Genomic DNA, 19771 nt, shown 5'->3' on the forward strand with positions numbered 1-19771 from the left:
TAAGGTGAAAAGATGGGAGATCCTAGAAGGTTGAAAAAGAAGTACGATACCCCTAATCATCCCTGGATTGGAGAGAGGATTAAAAGGGAGAAAGAACTTTTAAACAAATACGGTCTTGTAAATAAGAGGGAACTTTGGAAGATGGAGACGATGTTGAGGAAGTTCAGAAGACAGGCTAGGAAGTTAATAAGTGATACTTCTAAACAGGGAGAGAAGGAAGCTAAGCAGTTGTTTAACATCCTAAGAAGATACGGAATATTAGTTAAGGAAAATCCAACGTTAGATGATGTCCTCTCACTGACCGTAGAAGATATACTGGAGAGAAGGTTACAGACTATAGTATTTAGAAAGGGACTGGCTAGGACTATAAAGCAAGCCAGACAATTTATAGTCCATAGACATATCGCCATTAAAGGTAGAAGGGTTACTGCACCTAGTTATTTAGTACCAGTTGACGAAGAAGATCACATTACCTATGCTCCAACTTCTCCATTAGCTTCCAAGGATCACCCTGAGAGGGTGAAAGTGGTAACTACTGAGGAGAGTAATTAAAAAATCGATAAGGTGGTAAGATGGGTGGAAGATGGGGGGTTGTCCATATCTATGCCTCCTACAACAACACTATAATACACGTTACAGATATAACAGGAGCAGAGACAATAGCTAGGATCTCTGGAGGTATGATTGTAAAGAACCAGAAGGATGAAGCTTCTCCATATGCAGCTATGCAGGCGGCATTTAAAATAGCAGAGATGATAAGGGAGAAAGGCATTGATAAGGTCCATATAAAGGTAAGGGCTCCTGGAGGCAGTGGTCCAAAGAACCCTGGACCTGGTGCCCAGGCAGCAATTAGGGCTTTAGCAAGAGCAGGGATACAGATCGGTAGGATAGAGGATGTAACACCAATACCTCACGATGGAACCACACCAAAGAAGAAATACAGGTAAAACACTTTTTTAACTTGGTGGCTTGGTGGTAATCTTGATAGATGATATCCAAAAGGAAAAAACACGAATAGGGGATATCCTCAGATTTAAATTAAAGGGGCCTATCTCCTTCTCCAACGCCCTAAGGAGAATAATGATATCTGAGGTACCTACATATGCTATCGAGTACGTATATGTCTATGAAAACACATCCTCTATGTACGACGAATTGATAGCCCATAGGTTGGGACTGATTCCAATAAAAGGAAAACCTCTTAGTGAGGATGAAGTTATTACCTTTACCCTCAATAAGGAAGGTCCCTGTACAGTATACTCGGGGGATTTAAAATCTGAAACAGGAGAAGTTGCATTTAAAAATATACCTATTGTTAAATTAAAGGAAGGGCAAAAATTAAAGTTGGAATGTGAAGCTGTGGTAGGTATAGGAAAGGTACATGCAAAATGGCAACCTTGTAACAGCATATACAAACAGATAGATGAAGAGGAAGTCGAGTTCTTAGTGGAATCTCATGGTAATATGGAACCAGAGGAAATACTAATTTCATCTATTGAGATATTAAAGAACAAAGCTGAAAAACTTTTAAAGGAGTTGGAAACACTTGAAAGATAAGGTGGGGTCTATGAGAGAACCTAAGGCAACTAACCCAAAGATCTTAAAATTGATAGAGACACTTAAATTTGAATCCTATAGGACTAATAGGAAGATCTGGAAAGATTTGGCAAGGAGACTATCAAAACCTGCGAGGAGGAGAGCAGAAGTTAATATAAGTAAGATAAATAGATATACAAAAGAGGGTGAGATTGTAGTTGTTCCAGGAAAGGTGTTAGGTGCTGGAAGATTGGACCATAAGGTAGTTGTTGCTGCACTCTCCTTCTCAGAAGGTGCTAAAAGGGCTATTGAAGAAGTAGGAGGGAGATGTATAACTATCGAGGAGTTGGTTAAAGAAAATCCTAAAGGTGTCCAGATAAGGATTATGTCATAAAGATTGAAACACAGGTGGAAGGTATGGTAGTTATAGACGCTAAAAATGCAGTGGCTGGAAGGTTGGCATCTTACGCTGCAAAATTGGCTCTTTCTGGAGAAGAAGTATTGATTATAAACGCAGAGAAAGCAATAATAACTGGAAATAGAGATTACATTTTTAAAAAATTTCTCCAAAGAAGACATAGGAAAAGTATAAGCAATCCAAGGAGGATGGGTCCAAAGTATCCAAGGAGACCTGATGAAATTCTTAGGAGAATGATAAGAGGGATGCTACCATACAAGAAAGCCAAAGGAAGGCAGGCATTTAAGAGGGTTAAGGTTACAGTAGGAACCCCAGAAGGTATAACACCAGATATCACCTATACAAAGATGCCAAATACTCATAAGTTTGTAACTATTGGAGAAATTAGTAGATTCTTAGGTGCTAAATTTTAAAGAGGTGATCCTGTGAAGATAGTACATACTGTAGGTAAAAGAAAAACTGCCATTGCAAGGGCTACTGTAAGGGAGGGAAAGGGTAGAATTAGGATAAACAAAATACCTATCGAACTCTTTGGACCGAAATATTTAAATATGAAGTTGATGGAACCTGTTATATTGGCAGGTGATGTAATCAAAACCATGGACATAGACATTACAGTTAAAGGAGGAGGGGTTGCTGGGCAGATAGATGCAGCAAGAACGGCCTTAGGTAAGGCTATCGTAGAATTTACAGGAGATATGGAGATAAAGAAGAAGTTCTTAGAGTACGACAGAACGTTGTTAGTCAGTGATGCAAGGAGAACTGAACCACACAAACCAAGTAGATCTACTAAGGGACCAAGAGCTAAGAGACAGAAATCTTACAGATAAATTTCTATTATTTTTTCGGTGATATTGTGGTGATGTTTCCCATTAGATGCTTTTCCTGTGGTTCTGTAATATCTGAGGTATATGAAGAGTATCGCTCACGGTTGTTAAAGGGAGAGAACCCCAAAGACATCCTCGATGACTTAGGGATTAAGAAGTACTGTTGTAGGAGGATGTTTATATCCCATAGGATAGAGGAAGATGGAAGAGAATTATTTGATGACATGATGGAACATGAATCCTACTAAGTTTTTCACGTGGGACTGTGGGGTAGCCTGGTCCATCCTGCGCGTCTGGGGGGCGCGCGACCCGAGTTCAAATCTCGGCAGTCCCACCATTTTTTTATTTTTTATCATGTTTAGCAGTATCTTTGGTGTTTTTTATGAGATATACCAGGTTTGAAAAAGCTAGACTCATTGGGGCTAGATCTCTACAGATCTCAGATGGGGCTTATTTAACCGTAGATACAGAGAGAGAGTCTTCCTTAGATATCGCAAAGGAGGAATTTGAAAAGGGAAAGATACCCTTAGTAGCAAAACCTAAAAAGAGAAACTAATTCTTTTTTTAATATAACTACTTAGAGGTAGATTTCTGTGGATGGAGAGATTCTAATAGAGAGGATCACTACAAAGAAAGTTTTTAAAAACTCCAAAATAGGAATTAAGATAACGACATTAACACCAGTTGGTATAGGATATCACATACTTCCAGTGGAAAATCCTGACTACGTCATATCTGATATCGAGAATATAATAGCACCAGAACTTGTTGGACACTCTGCATCGGATCAAGATCTTGTGGACTCTATAATATGTAGTACTCCAATAGAAGATACGGCTACAACTATGGGAGTTTCTCTAAGTGTCTCCCAGGCAGCAGCCAACGCCCTCGAATTACCACTGTTTAAATATATTGGAGGTGCTCTATCTACCCAGTTACCTCCTGTAGGCTGTCCTCTACTCTCGGACGGCGAGAGGGACCTTATAGTAATACCTATGACTGAATCCATAGAAGAGATGGTATATATTTACAAGAGAATATTAGAACACCTCTCCTTTACATATAAAAATACAGTTATAGATATAGAAGGGAGGTATAGGTGTAAAAATATTTTTGAGGAGATAGATAGATTTAAAGAGATAGTGTCTGAGGTATCTGAAGAAGAAGATGTTAAGATACTGGTAGGTGCCTCAGTAAAGGAAAATATAGAAGATGATAAGATATACGAAAGAATATCCGACTTAGATTATTTTGAAAGTCCTAAAATTGTAGAATTTGACGGTATTTTAACTACGGAGGGTATAGATGAGGTGGCAGACTTCTCAAAGGTAGAACCCTATACAGTAAGTACATTAAGTGAATTGTACTACTATGTAGAGTACATACTTGAAAGAGGGTTGGATCCTCTAATATCAGGTAACAATCCTACATTCTCACATATCGCAGTAGGTTTAAGAATACCTCTGATAAGGTGTAATATAAACTCTAATATTTTAAATGAACTGTGGGATATAGAAAGAGTACTAAATAACCCTTATATAAACAAATTTTAAATGAATAACTTCTCATAGACAAAAATCAGATGTTCTCTTTTAAATGGTTTTAAACTATAGCAAGAAGGAATGAGTTGTTAGTTTTTTGATTTCTATCTTTATGGACGGGGTTTTTTAAATAATCATTAAAATCACTTAATAATGACACATCAATAATCCCACTATTAAATACATTACTGTTGCTAATCATTAAATCATTAATATGTCATTAATTTATCACTGTAATATATATAGACTTTTTCACACAATCCTTCAGAAATATTTATATCATTACACCTTTAATCAATATTACTTCCTGAAAATGGTATTATCCTTTTAATAAAATCCATCATATAACCATTACTTTTTATCATCGCCAGATCTTTTTTGAAACAATATTTAATTAAATCAAAACCTTATGTATGACCATTTTTTTCTAACTCTCTTTTGGATGCTAATGTTATTATTCTTGCAACGTATATGACTATTACCATAATTATTCCTGGAATAATATCATTTAAAAATCCTGCTAATATAAATGGAAACATAATAATCCAACAATATTTGCTTACTAATATTTTATAAAATACATACAACAAATATGCTATTTCTAATATACCCAATAATATCGACAAAATTATTATCAATACCTGATTATGCAAATGTAATATCAACCATACTAACAAACATGCAATCACAAAGAATATCACTGTATACTTTATAAATCCCATATTTATCATCATCAAATTTATTAAATTTTCATTTTGTATTACATAAAACTAATTATATATATGTTTTTCATTACTATTACCACTCATAACCTATAATATTTCAAATCAAATTATATACTATTTTTTTAAAAAATACTTCATTTTTTACTCCTTTTATTTTCACTCTTTATGATCCTAAACAAAAATAATTTTAAAATAATAATTATTTATCACTACAATTACCATCACTTTCAAGAATATTATACTCAATACCATTCATTTTTTATAAGCATCACAATGTTTTTTAAATGGACAATATTCTACTAATAAAGATTATTATCAATATAAACTATAATTATAGTAAAAATGAAGGAGTAATTATTTTAATTATAATTAAGATTAAATATAATAAAAAATAACAGGTAAAAAATAACGGATTAACTTGGTGATATCTTGTATGGAGTGCTGGTATTAGAAGATGGGACTGTATTGAAAGGTAAAGGATTTGGTGCTGAAAAGGAGGTTTTAGGAGAACTTGTGTTTAACACAAGTATGACAGGATACGTTGAAGTACTTACAGATCCCTCTTACAAGGGGCAGATTGTTACTATGACCTACCCCCTTATTGGAAACTATGGAGTAGAAGAAAGGTGGTACGAGTCAGATGGTATTAAAGTGGAAGGTTTTGTTATAAAGAATCTAACTGGGAAAGAGTTAGATGATTTTTTAAAAGAGTACGATATCCCAGGTATTTACTATGTAGATACCAGATTTATAACTAGGAAAATCAGATCTAAGGGAGTTGTAAAGGCCTTCTTAAAAACCTCCTCTGAGCCTATAGATGATAAAGAGATTAAGAGATATATAGAGCTGGCAAAAGAACATAAGGATCTTTCGGAGATAGATCTCGTACCTATAGTGTCCACAAAGAAGGTTGTTGTCCACAGGGCTGAGAATGAAGTTGCCAGGTGTGTTCTCATAGACTGTGGAGTCAAGAAAAGTATTATCAGATGTCTCCTTGAGAGAGATTGTACAGTTATCCAGGTGCCTTACAACACACCTATAGAAAAAGTACTGAAATACAATCCAGACTTTGTACTGGTCTCCAACGGTCCTGGGGATCCTGTAGCAGTTAAAGAAACCGTGAAGACCGTGAAATCTCTTATAGGAAAAGTTCCTATTACAGGTATTTGCCTAGGCCATCAGATAATAACCTTAGCTCTAGGAGGGGAGACCTACAAGATGAAGTTTGGACATAGGGGAGGAAACCAACCTGTGAAGGATCTAAATAGGGATATGGTATATATTACATCTCAAAACCATGGTTATGCAACAAGGAGTGGAACACTACCTAAAGATATTACAGTGTGGAATATCAATCTGAACGACAACACCGTAGAGGGGTTGATATCCAAAGATAAGAATATCCTCTGTGTCCAGTACCATCCAGAAGGAGGTCCAGGACCTCATGATGCAAAGGGTCTCTTTGATGAAATGATAAAGTTAGGATTGGAGAAGAGTTTGTAATATATTATGATAATGAAAACGGTAGATAAAAAATGAATAAAATAAAAAAATAGAAACTCTTAAAAAAGATTAGCAAAAATCCTGCAGTACTTCCTTTAGTGCATTTGAGAAGAGGGGATTTTCTGAACATTGATAAACTCCGATTTATCTTTACTTTTAGTTTAAAAATTGTGTCTATGAAATTAAAAATATCAATACTTAACAGTAATTTAATATACAGATAAAAGCAAATATAATCCCTCCTCTAGGCTACATTAATACTGGAAAACTATAACGGAAATTCTGGTAAATCCTTTTTCTTAATTTTTTTTTATTTTACTTTTTATTGTTATTTTTGTTATTTTTAAATTAATTACAGTTATTAGTTTAAAAAAGTTACTATAATTCTTAATCTTTAACGGAAATGAACTTTTTTCTTAAAGGTTGCTGATAGAGTCTAAGATATTATAATCTTTTAAATCCATCCTTCTTTATAAGATACATATCCTCTATTCTAACTCCAAAATCTTCCAGGTATATACCTGGTTCAACAGTTATCACCATATTTTTCTTCAAGATTAAGTTCTTCTCTGCTTTTGAACTTATAGAAGGCTCTTCGTGGACATTTACACCTACACCATGTCCCAATGAGTGTATAAAGTATTTCTTATACTCCCCCATAGATTCTCTTGCCAACCTGTCCAACTCCCTTACTGAAGTGCCCTCTCTAAGGTGGTCCTCCACCTCTTCCTTTACATCACTGACTAACTGATGGATCTCCCTGTATCTTCTATCTTCCTTCAGTAGTATCGTCCTTGTAATATCTGAACAGTACCCCCTATAAACTGCTCCAATATCTATCAACACTATATTTTTAACAACGTCTTCAGAAGGCATACCATGAGGGAGTGTTGTTTTTCTATCTGATAGTACTATAGAGTCAAAGGCAGGTTTTATACTACCCATCTTCTTCATCATATACTCTATCTCTCCTGCCAACTCCATCTCTGTAATACCTTCCTTACTTAGACAGTCTATTCCATATTCTAGCGCCCTTTTACTAATCTTAGATGCTCTTTTGATAAACTCTATCTCTCTCTCTGTTTTTATACTCCTCATCTCCATCAACTTCCTAGATACTATCTTGTAGTCTTCAGGGAGATACTTGATGTACCTTAGTGGAAATGTCTCCTCAACACCATCACATCCTTTAATTACATCCTTTACACTTTTCATTAAGGAAATTTCTATCTTTCCATGTAATCCCTGGAAACTTCTATATTCTAACTTTGAAAGATGAAGTACAGTGCGTTCATTTTCTACATCGAAGGTTAGAAGGGAGTTGTGAGGTGGATACCTCTCTAAGAAGTAGTTTATATTTTCCCTACTTAACAGTATGCATCTCTTTATACCCTTCTCCTCTAAATACTCTAGAAAAGTTTTTATCTTATCCACAGTCTCACCAAAAAACCTATTAATAAGTGTATTTAACATTACAAACTTCAATATTCATCAATAAATAAAAATTTTATATTTAAAATGATTGCTAACAATAAATGCTAAAGATGCAAATATTAAAAAATATATACGGTAAATTTAATTCTTAGATATTTTGGCTCAATATCTCTAAGATCTGCTGAAATATGGATAAGTTAATTCTCGGAATAAGGATTGATTATTCTATCCTACATTTGTTAGATAAACTTAAGAATGGAAAGATTTAAATACCGACTACTTAAACAATATTTAAGGGACGTTCCCTAATAGAGATAAGGTTTGTATGTTAATTGGGATAAGGGAGTTGTGAATCCCCTACTCCTATCCATGAGGCCGAAATCGTAAAAAAGTCGGCTGAACGGAGGGAACTTTACTAACTGTTTTAGAGTAAGGTATTCATAAATAAAATTAAGATTATTGTCCAAAACAATAACACAGAGAGTATTGAATTGGTGATACGATGGGAGTATGGCAGGGTAGAAGCAGAAGAAAACCTTCAGGAGGTAAGTACAAGTTAGTTGTTAAGAAACGTAAAAGAGAAATGGGAAGAGAACCTACAGAAACTCTCTTAACAGATGAAGTTAGAATAAAAATGATAAGAACGAGAGGAGGGAATAGAAAAGTAAGACTACTGAGAACAAACTACGCCAATGTAATGGACCCTAAAAAAGGTATCTGTAAGAAGGTAGCAATATTGAATGTAGTGGAAAACGAGGCCAACAGACACTATATCAGAAGAAATATCATTACAAAGGGAGCAATTATTGAAACTGAAATTGGTAAAGCAAAGGTTACTTCAAGACCTGGGCAGGATGGTGTAGTTAATGCAGTTCTAATAGAGTAATTTATCTCTTTTTTATGAGATAACTAAGATTCTACTATTTTAAAATGAAGGGATTGGAAATCCTTTAAAAATCTCTTTTTTTCTTCTTACTAAGAAATATTGAGTCTATTTTAGGTTTAACCATGAAATTTTGATTAATTGTTGTAACTCTAGTTCCCATCAAAGTAGATTATAACCATAAAATTAAATAATAATTAAGGGTATTTTCCCTGTTTAGAATTTTATTATTTATTATACATATTGTAGTTCTAAATTAGCAATAATAGCTAGAGAATACCTTCCTCCAACGTATACTCTTAATAATTTGGAAAAGTATGAAGAAGCAATAAAATACTATGATAAAGCGAGTATGAAAAGAGAATAATGAATACAACATTTGGTCAGGGTCTATGAGCCTGTGGTGATAGGAGAAATTTTTCGCTGGTTTAATAAAAATAGGGGAGATTATTATTTGTTAGAGAGATTGCCAGGGCAAGATAAAATAATATTAAAAAATAAAAATAAATAAAAAATATAATTAAAATTATTTTAAAATAAAAAATAATAAAAATCGTTAAATAAAATCAAAGGGTGTTGAATATATGTTTTCCAATATCCTTAGGATCTTTAAAAAGAATAAGCAGGCTGAGGCTGAAAGATCTATAGAGGATGCTAAATCAATAATCTCACAGATAAAATCAAAGTATAACATTAAAGAGGCTGAATCCCTACTTTCCCTACTATCTCAGGCTGAGGAGGCATTTAATAAGGGAGATTACCTTAAAGCAAAGGAACTTGCTTTAGAGGCTAAGGAGAAAGCCATTAGTGTGATAGATTATTTCACATTGTGGAAGTATGAGACAGGTGGCCCTGTTACTTCAGTATCAATAACTTCTGATGGGAATTATATAGTTGCAGGGAGTGGGCATTATGTTTATCTCCTCAACAAAGAAGGGAGGTTATTGTGGAAGTATGAGACAGGTGGCCCTGTTACTTCAGTATCAATAACTCCTGATGGGAATTATATAGTTGCAGGGAGTGGGCATTATGTTTATCTCCTCAACAAAGAAGGGAGGTTATTGTGGATGTATACGACAGGTCGTGATGTTAAATCAGTATCAATAACTCCTGATGGGAATTATATAGTTGCAGGGAGTGGGTATTATGTCTATCTCCTCAACAAAGAAGGGAGGTTATTGTGGATGTATGCGACACGTGGTGCTGTTCATTCAGTATCAATAACTCCTGATGGGAATTATATAGTTGCAGGGAGTGAGGATGATAATGTCTATCTCCTCAACAGAGAAGGATGGTTATTGTGGATGTATACGACAGGTCGTGATGTTAAATCAGTATCAATAACTCCTGATGGAGAGTATATAGTGGCAGGTAGTTGGGATGAGAATGTCTATCTCTTCAACAAAGAAGGGAGGTTATTGTGGAAATATGAGACAGGTAGTATTGTTTGGTCAGTATCAATAACTCCTGATGGGAATTATATAGTTGCAGGGAATGGTTTTATTTTGGGTGGTGGTAATGTTTATCTCCTCAACAAAGAAGGGAGGTTATTGTGGAAGTATGAGACAGGTGGCCCTGTTACTTCAGTATCAATAACTCCTGATGGGAATTATATAGTTGCAGGGAGTAAGGATGATAATGTCTATCTCTTTGCTTCATTAGAAGTAATACCGAAAATAATAGAAAAAATAATAGAAAATACCAAGAAAATAATCTCACAGATAAAATCAAAGTATAACATTAAAGAGGCTGAATCCCTACTTTCCCTACTATCTCAGGCTGAGGAGGCATTTAATAAGGGAGATTACCTTAAAGCAAAGGAACTTGCTTTAAATGCTAAAGAAAGAGCAATAGAAATAAATAATCATGCTGAGGCTGAAAGATCTATAGAGGATGCTAAATCAATAATCTCACAGATAAAATCAAAGTATAACATTAAAGAGGCTGAGGATATTCTATCTCAGGCTGAGGAGGCATTTAATAAGGGAGATTACCTTAAAGCAAAGGAACTTGCTTTAAATGCTAAAGAAAGAGCAATAGAAATAAATAAGCAGGCTGAAGAATTAGAAAAAATAATAAAAAAACTTAACTCAAAAGTAGAACTAATCTCCGACTTAGATAAACTACTGGAATCTGCAAAAAAAGAATTCAAAGAAGGAAACTACGAGAATGTTTCACAGTACTTAAATAAATGTGATGAATTAATTAATAACGCAAAACCAAAATTAAAAATCAAACTTCTAAATACTTCATTCACTTACAATAAATGGGATAAAGTTAAGATGGAAATAATAAATGAAGGAAATGCCATAGCAAAGAACATAATATTTGAATTCTCAGAGGATGTTACCGTAAGAAATCTGCCAGAAATTGAAGTTAAACTAAAGAATAAAAAGATAGTAGAATTCCATCTCAAGCCCAATGTTTTGGGAGAGGTTCCTCTCGAGATTAAAGTAAAATGTAAAGATCACTTAAACAGAGAGTACGAATTCAAGGAAACAATAACACTTGAAGTTAAGGAAATAACTGGAGAAATAACTCCAACTCCAGAAACCCCAGAAAAAGGAATATCTCCAGCAGAATTCACTCCAAAGCCAACAACTCCAAAAACATTCCCCCCAGAACTTTCAGATAGATATATAGAAGTAGAGTTCATAGGAAAGGGAGGATTTGCAAGGGTATTCAAGGCAAAACGTAAAGATGGAAAAGAAGTTGCAGTTAAAATACCAATCTCATTAGACGAATCCACTGGAAAATCCTTCCTCAAAGAAATAGAGAATTGGACTAAGTTAAACCACAACAACATTGTAAAGATCTACGACTACAACATCCTCCCAATTCCCTACTTTGAAATGGAGTTATGTGATAAATCATTGGCAGATCTAAAGAAACCCTTAGATCCAGAGAGGGCAGCATGGATTATATTCAATACAGCAGAGGGATTAAAATACGCCCATTCTCAAAAAATCATACATCGAGATTTAAAGCCTCAAAACATCCTACTTAAGGAGGGAGTTCCAAAGATCAGTGATTGGGGATTGAGTAAGGTTGTGGCAGATTCCTCCTCGGCAACTACAACTAAGGCATTCACACCCTACTATGCCTCTCCAGAACAGATAAATGGTAAAAGTACAGACAATAGAACAGATATATGGCAATTAGGAGTAATATTCTATGAACTTGTTACTGGAGAACTCCCATTTAAGGGCGATACCCTTGTTGAAATAGGAATGGCTATAGTCACAAAGGACCCAACTCCACCTTCAAAAATCAATCCAGAGGCAAAGGAAGTTGAAAAAATAATAATGAAATGTTTAGAAAAAGATAAAAAAGAGCGTTATCAATCTGTTATAGATCTACAAAGGGATTTAGCTGAATATCTTGGAATTAAATACAAAGAATCCTTAAAGTTAAGTGTAAGTAGAAAGGACTTCAAGAGATCAGTCTACTACTGTTGCGAACTTCTTCTATTAAATATGAAGATTAACAACATGATAGAAGCCTACAAATATGCCTCAGATCTACTGAATTATACCAGTGGTGAAGTTAAACAGGAAGTTCAAGAATTATGCGGGGGTTTAAAGTTCAGAATAGAAAATGGAATAAATACTGTCCCAGAGGAGCTTATCAAAAAGGCTGAGGTCATGGTCCATAAAATAAGGATGGGATTCTGAGGGAGTGGATGTATGGAGTATCTTTTACATTCAAAGGGGAGGTAAAATCCTATATCTTGCTTTAACCTTTAGATGGTATTACTCTTTTATTATTTGGGTCTTTCTTTGTAAATTTTAGATGAGGAATTATCAAAGAATTATTAATGGAGATTTAAATGGATAAATTAAAGAATATAACTAAGTAAAGATAAATTTAAATAAAATAGAAAATAATTTTAAAATAAAAGAATAAAAAATATAATTAAAGGGTGATGAATATATGTCTTCCAATATACTCAGGACCTCTAAAAAGAAAATTGATGGTAAAACAGATGAAGAATGGTTCAATGAAGGAGTTGCCCTCTACAATCAGGGAAGATATAAAGAGGCAATAGAATGCTTTGATAAATCTCTGGCTATAAAGGAAGATCCTAAGGTAAGAAAGATTAGGGAGAAGGCTATAGAAATAAATAAGCAGGCTGAGGAGGCTGAGAGATCTATAGAAAGTGCTAAATCAATAATCTCACAGATAAAATCAAAGTATATCATTAAAGATGCTAAGGATATTCTATCTCAGGCTGAGGAGGCATTTAATAAGGGAGATTACCTCAAAGCAAAGAAACTTGCTTTAGAGGCTAAGGAGAAAGCCATTAGTGTAATAGATTATTTCACATTGTGGAAGTATAAGACAAGTGATGATGTTCTTTCAGTATCAATAACTCCTGATGGGAATTATATAGTTGCGGGGAGTAAGGATAATAATGTTTACCTCTTCAACAGAGAAGGGAGGTTATTGTGGAAATATGAGACAGGAGATCATGTTTATTCAGTATCAATAACTCCTGATGGGAATTATGTAGTTGCGGGGAGTAAGGATAATAATGTTTACCTCTTCAACAGAGAAGGGAGGTTATTGTGGAAGTATAAGACAGGTGGTAATGTTTATTCAGTATCAATAACTTCTGATGGGAATTATATAGTTGCGGGGAGTAAGGATAATGTTGTTCATTCAGTATTAATAACTCCTGATGGGAATTATATAGTTGTAGGTAGTATGAATATAGCAGGTAGTAAGAATAAGAATGTTTACCTCTTCAACAGAAAAGGGAGGTTATTGTGGAAGTATTATACAGATAGTGATGTTGAATCAGTATCAATAACTCCTGATGGGAATTATGTAGTTGCGGGGTGGGGGTATAATATTTACTTCTTCAACAGAGAAGGGAAGTTATTGTGGAAGTATAAGACACGTGGTGCTGTTGAATCAGTATCAATAACTCCTGATGGGAATTATGTAGTTGCGGGGAGTGGGTATTGTGTTTACCTCTTCAACAAAGAAGGGAGGTTATTGTGGAAGTATAATACAGGTAGTGTTGTTCCTTCAGTATCAATAACTCCTGATGGGAATTATATAGTTGCAGGTCGTTGGGGTGGTAATGTTTACCTCTTCAACAGAGAAGGGAAGTTATTGTGGAAGTATAAGACAGGTGGTCGGGTTTATTCAGTATCAATAACTCCTGATGGGAATTATATAGTTGCAGGTAGTTGGGATAAGAATGTTTATCTCTTCAACAAAGAAGGGAGGTTATTGTGGAAGTATTATACAGGTAGTGATGTTGAATCAGTATCAATAACTCCTGATGGGAATTATATAGTTGCGGGGAGTGATTATATTTGGAGTGGTAATGTTTATCTCTTTGCTTCATTACAAGGAATACAAAAAATAATAGAAAATACCAAGAAAATAATCTCACAGATAAAATCAAAGTATAACATTAAAGAGGCTGAATCTCTACTTTCCCTACTATCTCAGGCTGAGGAGGCATTTAATAAGGGAGATTACCTCAAAGCAAAGAAACTTGCTTTAGAGGCTAAAGAAAGAGCAATAGAAATAAATAAGCAGGTTGAAGAATTAGAAAACTTAATCCAAAAGTAGAACTAATCTCTGACTTAGATAAACTACTGGAATCTGCAAAAAAAGAATTCAAAGAAGGAAACTACGAGAATGTTTCACAGTACTTAAATAAATGTAAGGAATTAATTAATAACGCAAAAAATAAATGAAGGAAATGCCATAGCAAAGAACATAATATTTGAATTCTCAGAGGATGTTACCGTAAGAAATCTGCCAGAAATTGAAGTTAAACTAAAGAATAAAAAGATAGTAGAATTCTATCTCAAGCCCAATGTTCTGGGAGAGGTTCCTCTCGAGATTAAAGTAAAATGTAAAGACCACTTAAACAGAGAGTACGAATTCAAGGAAACAATAATACTTGAAGTTAAGGAAATATTTATGGTTTAACTTAATCCAATTCTCTATTTCTTTAAGGAAGGATTTTCCTGTGGATTCATCTAATTAGCGAAGATGGAGAGAACAGACTCCTATTCTCTATCTTCTTCAACCTCTATTTTTTCTATACTACATTCTATCTCATCTAAGGAATAAACTCCAATACTTCCATCCTTAACAGATTTTATAGCCTCAATAGCTGAAAGTGCTCCTCTTATAGTGGTTATATATGGTATATTGAATTCTACTGCAGCTCTCCTTATGTAGTATCCCTCAGATTTAGCCTTGCCTCCAGAAGCTGTATTTATAATTAGATCTATCTCTCTTTTCTGGATCAACTGAAGTATATTAGCTGTAGAACCCTCAGATATTTTCTTAACCACCTTTACCTCTATCCCTTCCCTTCTAATTACCTCTGCAGTGCCTCTAGTAGCCGCTATGTTGAAGCCTAACTCCTTAAATTTCCTGGCAATATGTGGTGCATACTTTTTATCCTTATCCTTTAAACTGATGAACACAGTGCCAGAAATTGGGAGTTTCATATTTGCTGAGAGTTGTGCTTTGTAATACGCTTTACCAAAATCTACATCTATTCCTATTGCCTCTCCAGTGGATTTCATCTCTGGGCCTAAGACAGGATCCACTCCAGGTAACTTCTGGAAGGGAAAGACCGCTTCCTTTACACTTACATACTTACTCCTTACAAAGCCTACATATCCCATACTCCTTAATTTCTCTCCCATTATAACTCTTGTGGCGATTTTAGCCAGAGGTATTCCTATGGATTTACTTACATAAGGTATAGTTCTACTTGCCCTCGGGTTGGCCTCCAACACATAGACGGTATCATCCTTAATAGCAAATTGGATATTTATCAGTCCAATTACTCCCAACCCCTTACTTATCTTTACAGTATACTTTACTATCTTCTTTATAATATCCTCTGAGAGGTTCTGAGGTGGTAGAACACAGGCACTGTCTCCACTGTGCACCCCTGCCTCTTCTATATGTTCCATTATACCTCCTATAAATACATCTTCCCCATCACATACAGCATCCACATCTACCTCTATAGCATCCTCTAAGAACTTGTCTATCAGTATGGGATGTTCAGGAGATACCTTAACCGCTTCTCTTATGTAGTCTCTCAATCCCTCCTCACTATACACAATCTCCATAGCTCTACCTCCCAATACATAGGAAGGTCTGACAAGGACGGGGTAACCTATCCTTCTTGCAACTTCTATAGCCTCCTTCTCGTTATATACTGTAGCACCCTCTGGTTGTGGTATTCCCAATCTCTTTAAAAATTTCGAGAACTCCTCCCTGTCCTCAGCTAGATGGATGGATTCAGGAGATGTACCCAGTATCTTCACATCTGTTTTACGGTACAACTCCATAGCGAGGTTTATGGCAGTCTGCCCTCCAAATTGCACTATAATACCTAAGAGGTTTCCATCCCTATTCTCATTTTCAATAACGTTCATTACCTCTTCAAATGTTAAGGGTTCAAAGTAGAGTTTATCTGAGGTATCGTAATCTGTGGAGACTGTCTCAGGGTTGTTGTTTATTATTATAGCCTCAATCCCCATCTCCTTCAGTGCCCATACTGCATGAACTGTGGAGTAGTCAAACTCTACTCCCTGTCCTATTCTGATAGGCCCTGAACCTAAGATTATTACCTTCTCCTTCTTTGATGGAATACTTTCGTTCTGTTCCTCGTAGAATAACTGTTCATAACAGGAGTAGAAGTAAGGAGTTTTAGCCTCAAACTCTGCTGCACAGGTATCTACCATCTTATATACAGGGAGAATGTTTAGTTCCTTTCTTAATTCTCTGATCTCCATTTCATCTTTCTTCAGGAGATGGGCTATCTGTTTATCTGAAAAACCTAACATTTTACACTCTAAAAGTATCTCCTTAAGTGAATCTTTATCTATACCCATAATATCACCTGAATGAACCTATATCAGATTCGCTAGATATTCCAACTTCTTCTTCATATCAACGATCTTTTTTATTCTCTCTATAAAGAATGGATGTATAGAGGTTAATTCAGATATCTCTGAGACTGTCCAGCCTCTATCTAATGCCTCTGCAATTACGAAAATCCTCTCATCTGTTGGATTCTTTAGTAGATACTCTATCTCCTCGTTGCTGTATCTTTTCTCCTTCCCATCTCCAATAATACCATCCCTTCCAATATCTAAACTCCTGATAGCTTTCTGGAGGGCCTCCTCGAAGGTCCTACCTATCGCCATAACTTCTCCAGTAGATTTCATAGAAGTTCCTAAGGTTCTATCTACGGTCCTAAATTTGTCAAAGGGCCACCTTGGGATCTTTACAACTACATAGTCTATTGTAGGCTCAAAGACTGCAGGTGTCTCCTTAGTTATATCGTTCATAATCTCGTCTAATGTCATACCTATTGCTATCTTGGCTGCTATCTTTGCAATGGGATACCCTGTTGCCTTACTTGCCAGTGCAGAACTCCTACTTACCCTGGGATTAACTTCTATAATTCTATACTCTGTCATATCTTCATTAACTGCAAACTGTATATTACAACCTCCTTCTATGGAGAGATGCCTGATAACATTCAAGGAGGCATTTCTCAGTATTTGGTGCATCTCATCACTAAGTGTCTGGGAAGGTGCAGTAACTATACTCTCTCCTGTGTGTATCCCCATAGGATCTATATTCTCCATATTACATACAACAATACAGTTGTCTTTACTGTCTCTCATAACCTCGTACTCGTACTCCCTCCACCCGAGAACACTCTCGTCTATTAACACCTGATTTATCAGGGAGTACGTCAAACCTCTCTTCACTATCTCCTTCAACTCTTCTTCGTTATAAGCAATTCCTCCTCCAGTACCTCCTAAGGTAAAGGCAGGCCTTACAATCACAGGATAACCTAACTCAGAGACTACTTCCAATGCTTCCTCTAGGGAATTTATAGCATAACATTTAGTTGTGGGTTCTTCTATTTCATCCATCGCTTTCTTAAATAAATCCCTGTCTTCACAGGTTTCTATGGTTTTAATCCCTGAGCCTAGAAGTTCTACATCGTACTTCTCCAGAATACCTCTACTGTGTAGTTCCATCGCCAAGTTTAAGGCAGTTTGTCCTCCCATAGTTGGAAGTATTGCATCAGGTCTCTCTTTCTCTATGATCTTCTCTACAATATTCACATCTAGGGGTTCCAGATAAACTTTATCGGCAATACTTTTATCTGTCTGAATAGAGGCAGGGTTAGAATTTACTAAAATAGTATATATTCCCTCTTCTCTTAGAGATTTACAGGCCTGAGAACCTGAATAGTCAAACTCTGCAGCCTGACCGATTACAATAGGGCCAGATCCTAATATCATCACACGCTTAATATCCTCCCTTTTCAAAATTTCACCTCTAAAAAATAGAGTAATTAAGTTATTTATCACTATAGTTAATATATTTATAAATCTTAGTTTCTACCGAAGTAATAGTTTAAAATAATAAATAAGGGCATATAAATAATGATAAAATTAGGAAAAGATGAAAAAGATTTTTAAAATATAATTAAAGAAAAGTTTATGTTTCTCCATAAAACTATTGTAGGTTAAAATATAAGAACTATTTTACTATTTTAGGACGATTTTCTGATAATCTTTCATAATATCACAATAAATTTCTGTCTCTTTAGTGTCCAGAATTTTTGTCTGTTTTATTTTAATTCTCCCAAGATTTTTATTATTATATTTATTATTAACTTTTAATCTCTCTAAATTTTATCCTAATCTAACATCTCTATCAACTTCCTAGCAGCCTCCTCCATAGAATCTTCAATAGATATACCATTTTCTATAAGTATTTTTCTACCTTCCTCTTCGTTGGTACCTGTCATCCTAACTGAGAGTTTTACATTAGGATGTTTTTTCAGTACATCCACTATACCTCTTGCAACTTCATCACACCTAGTAATCCCAGCCATTATATTTATAAACACCCCTCTGATATCCTCCCTCTCAAGAACCTTCTCAAGAGCCTTTTTGACGATATCTTCACTGGCTCCCCCTCCAATATCTAGAAAACATGCGGGATTGCCACCGTATTCCTTTATTATATCCATGCTTGCCAAAGTTAGACCTGCTCCGTTCCCTATAACTCCAATATCACCTTCGAGTTCCACATAGGCAAAAGGCAGGTTTTTCCTCTTTCTGTACTCCTCAAATCTACTGTAATCCTGTCTGAAGTAGGCATCATCGTCTAGGTGTATCACTCCATCTGCGGCTATAACTTTTCCATCTTCTGTGATTACTAATGGATTTATCTCCACAAGAGTGGCATCTTTCTCCTCGAATATCTTATATACTCTATATATAACATCTGCGACCTTAGGTATCTCCTGAGAAGATAAACCAAGATCCTTCAACGTCCCTCTGATCATATAGGGTAGAAATTCTCCCTGTGGATCTACGTAGTATCTTAATATCTTTTCAGGGTTTTTCTGAGCAACTTCCTCTATATCTACTCCTCCCTCTGTGGAAAATAGTATAAGGGGTTTTTTCTCCTCCCTATCTATAACTACACTTAGATAGCACTCCTTCTTAATAGGCAGTTTTTCCTCTACAAGTACTTTCTCCACCTTCTCTCCCTTTATACTACTATTCAGCAACTTCTGAATTTTCTTATTTGCCTCCTCCAAGGTGTCGGCAAATAATACTCCTCCAGCCTTACCTCTACCTCCCACTAAAACCTGGGCTTTAATCACAACTGGACCATCTATTTCTTTAACCTTTTCTGAAGTTATAAAACCCTTCGGAACTGGTATTCCATACTCTTTAAAAATCTCCTTAGCCTCGTACTCGTGTAACTTCATACCTTCACCTAATTATTAATTAGTTAAAAATATTAGTTAAAAATAATAAGAGTTATGAAATCATTATTTTTTTATTAATTTTAACCTTTAGAAACAG

Annotated in this window: 16 protein-coding genes, 1 tRNA gene and 1 pseudogene; 14 read left to right on the plus strand and 4 right to left on the minus strand. The window is 35.2% G+C overall.

Going from position 1 to position 19771, the window contains the following annotated elements; genetic code table 11:
* Positions 1-12: 12 nt before the first annotated feature.
* The 10 genes from MHHB_RS01765 (at position 13) to MHHB_RS01810 (ending at position 4334) form a co-directional block, all read left to right on the plus strand.
* On the plus strand, positions 13-552 hold the full coding sequence (locus MHHB_RS01765) for a 30S ribosomal protein S4 (RefSeq protein WP_131006911.1): 540 nt from the start codon (positions 13-15) through the stop codon (positions 550-552).
* A gap of 20 nt (positions 553-572) precedes the next feature.
* Positions 573-947, plus strand: coding sequence for a 30S ribosomal protein S11 (locus MHHB_RS01770; RefSeq protein ID WP_131006912.1), 375 nt, complete (start codon positions 573-575; stop codon positions 945-947).
* Between the two features lie 34 nt (positions 948-981).
* Complete coding sequence (locus MHHB_RS01775; RefSeq protein ID WP_131007061.1) at positions 982-1557, plus strand: DNA-directed RNA polymerase subunit D; 576 nt, start codon at positions 982-984, stop codon at positions 1555-1557.
* Positions 1558-1567: 10 nt separating this feature from the next.
* Positions 1568-1930, plus strand: coding sequence for a 50S ribosomal protein L18e (locus tag MHHB_RS01780; RefSeq protein ID WP_131006913.1), 363 nt, complete (start codon positions 1568-1570; stop codon positions 1928-1930).
* Between the two features lie 23 nt (positions 1931-1953).
* Positions 1954-2367 carry a 50S ribosomal protein L13 gene (locus MHHB_RS01785; protein WP_131006914.1) on the plus strand — a complete coding sequence of 138 codons (414 nt, stop codon included), beginning with the start codon at positions 1954-1956 and terminating at the stop codon, positions 2365-2367.
* Positions 2368-2379: 12 nt separating this feature from the next.
* On the plus strand, positions 2380-2784 hold the full coding sequence (locus MHHB_RS01790; RefSeq protein WP_131006915.1) for a 30S ribosomal protein S9: 405 nt from the start codon (positions 2380-2382) through the stop codon (positions 2782-2784).
* A gap of 29 nt (positions 2785-2813) precedes the next feature.
* Entirely contained in the window at positions 2814-3029 is a 216-nt protein-coding gene (locus MHHB_RS01795) for a DNA-directed RNA polymerase subunit N (RefSeq protein WP_131007062.1), read from the plus strand.
* A gap of 11 nt (positions 3030-3040) precedes the next feature.
* Positions 3041-3118 (plus strand) — tRNA-Pro (locus tag MHHB_RS01800).
* A 45-nt stretch (positions 3119-3163) separates the two neighbouring features.
* Entirely contained in the window at positions 3164-3337 is a 174-nt protein-coding gene (locus MHHB_RS01805) for a DNA-directed RNA polymerase subunit K (protein ID WP_131006916.1), read from the plus strand.
* Positions 3338-3374: 37 nt separating this feature from the next.
* Entirely contained in the window at positions 3375-4334 is a 960-nt protein-coding gene (locus tag MHHB_RS01810) for a phosphopyruvate hydratase family protein (protein ID WP_131006917.1), read from the plus strand.
* Between the two features lie 395 nt (positions 4335-4729).
* Here the strand turns inward: MHHB_RS01810 and MHHB_RS01815 are convergent, their stop codons facing one another.
* On the minus strand, positions 4730-5044 hold the full coding sequence (locus tag MHHB_RS01815; RefSeq protein WP_131006918.1) for a hypothetical protein: 315 nt from the start codon (positions 5042-5044) through the stop codon (positions 4730-4732).
* Positions 5045-5476: 432 nt separating this feature from the next.
* On the opposite strand from MHHB_RS01815, the gene carA reads away from it, so the two are divergent.
* The gene (gene carA / locus MHHB_RS01820) at positions 5477-6550 is read left to right on the plus strand and encodes a glutamine-hydrolyzing carbamoyl-phosphate synthase small subunit (protein WP_131006919.1); all 1074 of its coding nucleotides are present in this window, start codon (positions 5477-5479) and stop codon (positions 6548-6550) included.
* A gap of 444 nt (positions 6551-6994) precedes the next feature.
* Here the strand turns inward: carA and MHHB_RS01825 are convergent, their stop codons facing one another.
* Positions 6995-7984 (minus strand): M24 family metallopeptidase, encoded by a 990-nt coding sequence (locus MHHB_RS01825; RefSeq protein WP_131006920.1) that lies wholly within the window; start codon positions 7982-7984, stop codon positions 6995-6997.
* Between the two features lie 502 nt (positions 7985-8486).
* Between MHHB_RS01825 and MHHB_RS01830 the strand changes: the two genes are divergently transcribed.
* From MHHB_RS01830 to MHHB_RS01840, 3 genes are all read left to right on the plus strand, one after another.
* Positions 8487-8870, plus strand: coding sequence for a 30S ribosomal protein S8e (locus MHHB_RS01830; protein ID WP_131006921.1), 384 nt, complete (start codon positions 8487-8489; stop codon positions 8868-8870).
* A 581-nt stretch (positions 8871-9451) separates the two neighbouring features.
* Complete coding sequence (locus MHHB_RS01835; protein ID WP_131006922.1) at positions 9452-12541, plus strand: protein kinase domain-containing protein; 3090 nt, start codon at positions 9452-9454, stop codon at positions 12539-12541.
* Positions 12542-12800: 259 nt separating this feature from the next.
* Positions 12801-14456, plus strand: coding sequence for an outer membrane protein assembly factor BamB family protein (locus MHHB_RS01840; RefSeq protein WP_131006923.1), 1656 nt, complete (start codon positions 12801-12803; stop codon positions 14454-14456).
* Between the two features lie 446 nt (positions 14457-14902).
* Here the strand turns inward: MHHB_RS01840 and carB are convergent.
* Positions 14903-18214 (minus strand): annotated as a pseudogene (carB, locus tag MHHB_RS01845) (carbamoyl-phosphate synthase large subunit).
* Between the two features lie 374 nt (positions 18215-18588).
* Complete coding sequence (gene sucC, locus MHHB_RS01850; protein ID WP_131006924.1) at positions 18589-19674, minus strand: ADP-forming succinate--CoA ligase subunit beta; 1086 nt, start codon at positions 19672-19674, stop codon at positions 18589-18591.
* Between the last annotated feature and the right edge of the window lie 97 nt (positions 19675-19771).

The sequence above is a fragment of the Methanofervidicoccus abyssi genome (assembly GCF_004310395.1).
GTDB classification, from domain to species: domain Archaea; phylum AGJL01; class Methanococci; order Methanococcales; family Methanococcaceae; genus Methanofervidicoccus; species Methanofervidicoccus abyssi.

Excerpts from the sequence above, each read along its gene's own strand:
- MHHB_RS01765 (WP_131006911.1), top strand. The coding sequence starts at position 13 with ATGGGAGATCCTAGAAGGTTGAAAAAGAAGTACGATACCCCTAATCAT.
- MHHB_RS01770 (WP_131006912.1), top strand. The coding sequence starts at position 573 with ATGGGTGGAAGATGGGGGGTTGTCCATATCTATGCCTCCTACAACAAC.
- MHHB_RS01780 (WP_131006913.1), top strand. The coding sequence starts at position 1,568 with ATGAGAGAACCTAAGGCAACTAACCCAAAGATCTTAAAATTGATAGAG.
- MHHB_RS01785 (WP_131006914.1), top strand. The coding sequence starts at position 1,954 with ATGGTAGTTATAGACGCTAAAAATGCAGTGGCTGGAAGGTTGGCATCT.
- MHHB_RS01805 (WP_131006916.1), top strand. The coding sequence starts at position 3,164 with ATGAGATATACCAGGTTTGAAAAAGCTAGACTCATTGGGGCTAGATCT.
- MHHB_RS01815 (WP_131006918.1), bottom strand. The coding sequence starts at position 5,044 with ATGGGATTTATAAAGTATACAGTGATATTCTTTGTGATTGCATGTTTG.
- MHHB_RS01830 (WP_131006921.1), top strand. The coding sequence starts at position 8,487 with ATGGGAGTATGGCAGGGTAGAAGCAGAAGAAAACCTTCAGGAGGTAAG.
- MHHB_RS01835 (WP_131006922.1), top strand. The coding sequence starts at position 9,452 with ATGTTTTCCAATATCCTTAGGATCTTTAAAAAGAATAAGCAGGCTGAG.
- MHHB_RS01840 (WP_131006923.1), top strand. The coding sequence starts at position 12,801 with ATGTCTTCCAATATACTCAGGACCTCTAAAAAGAAAATTGATGGTAAA.
- sucC (WP_131006924.1), bottom strand. The coding sequence starts at position 19,674 with ATGAAGTTACACGAGTACGAGGCTAAGGAGATTTTTAAAGAGTATGGA.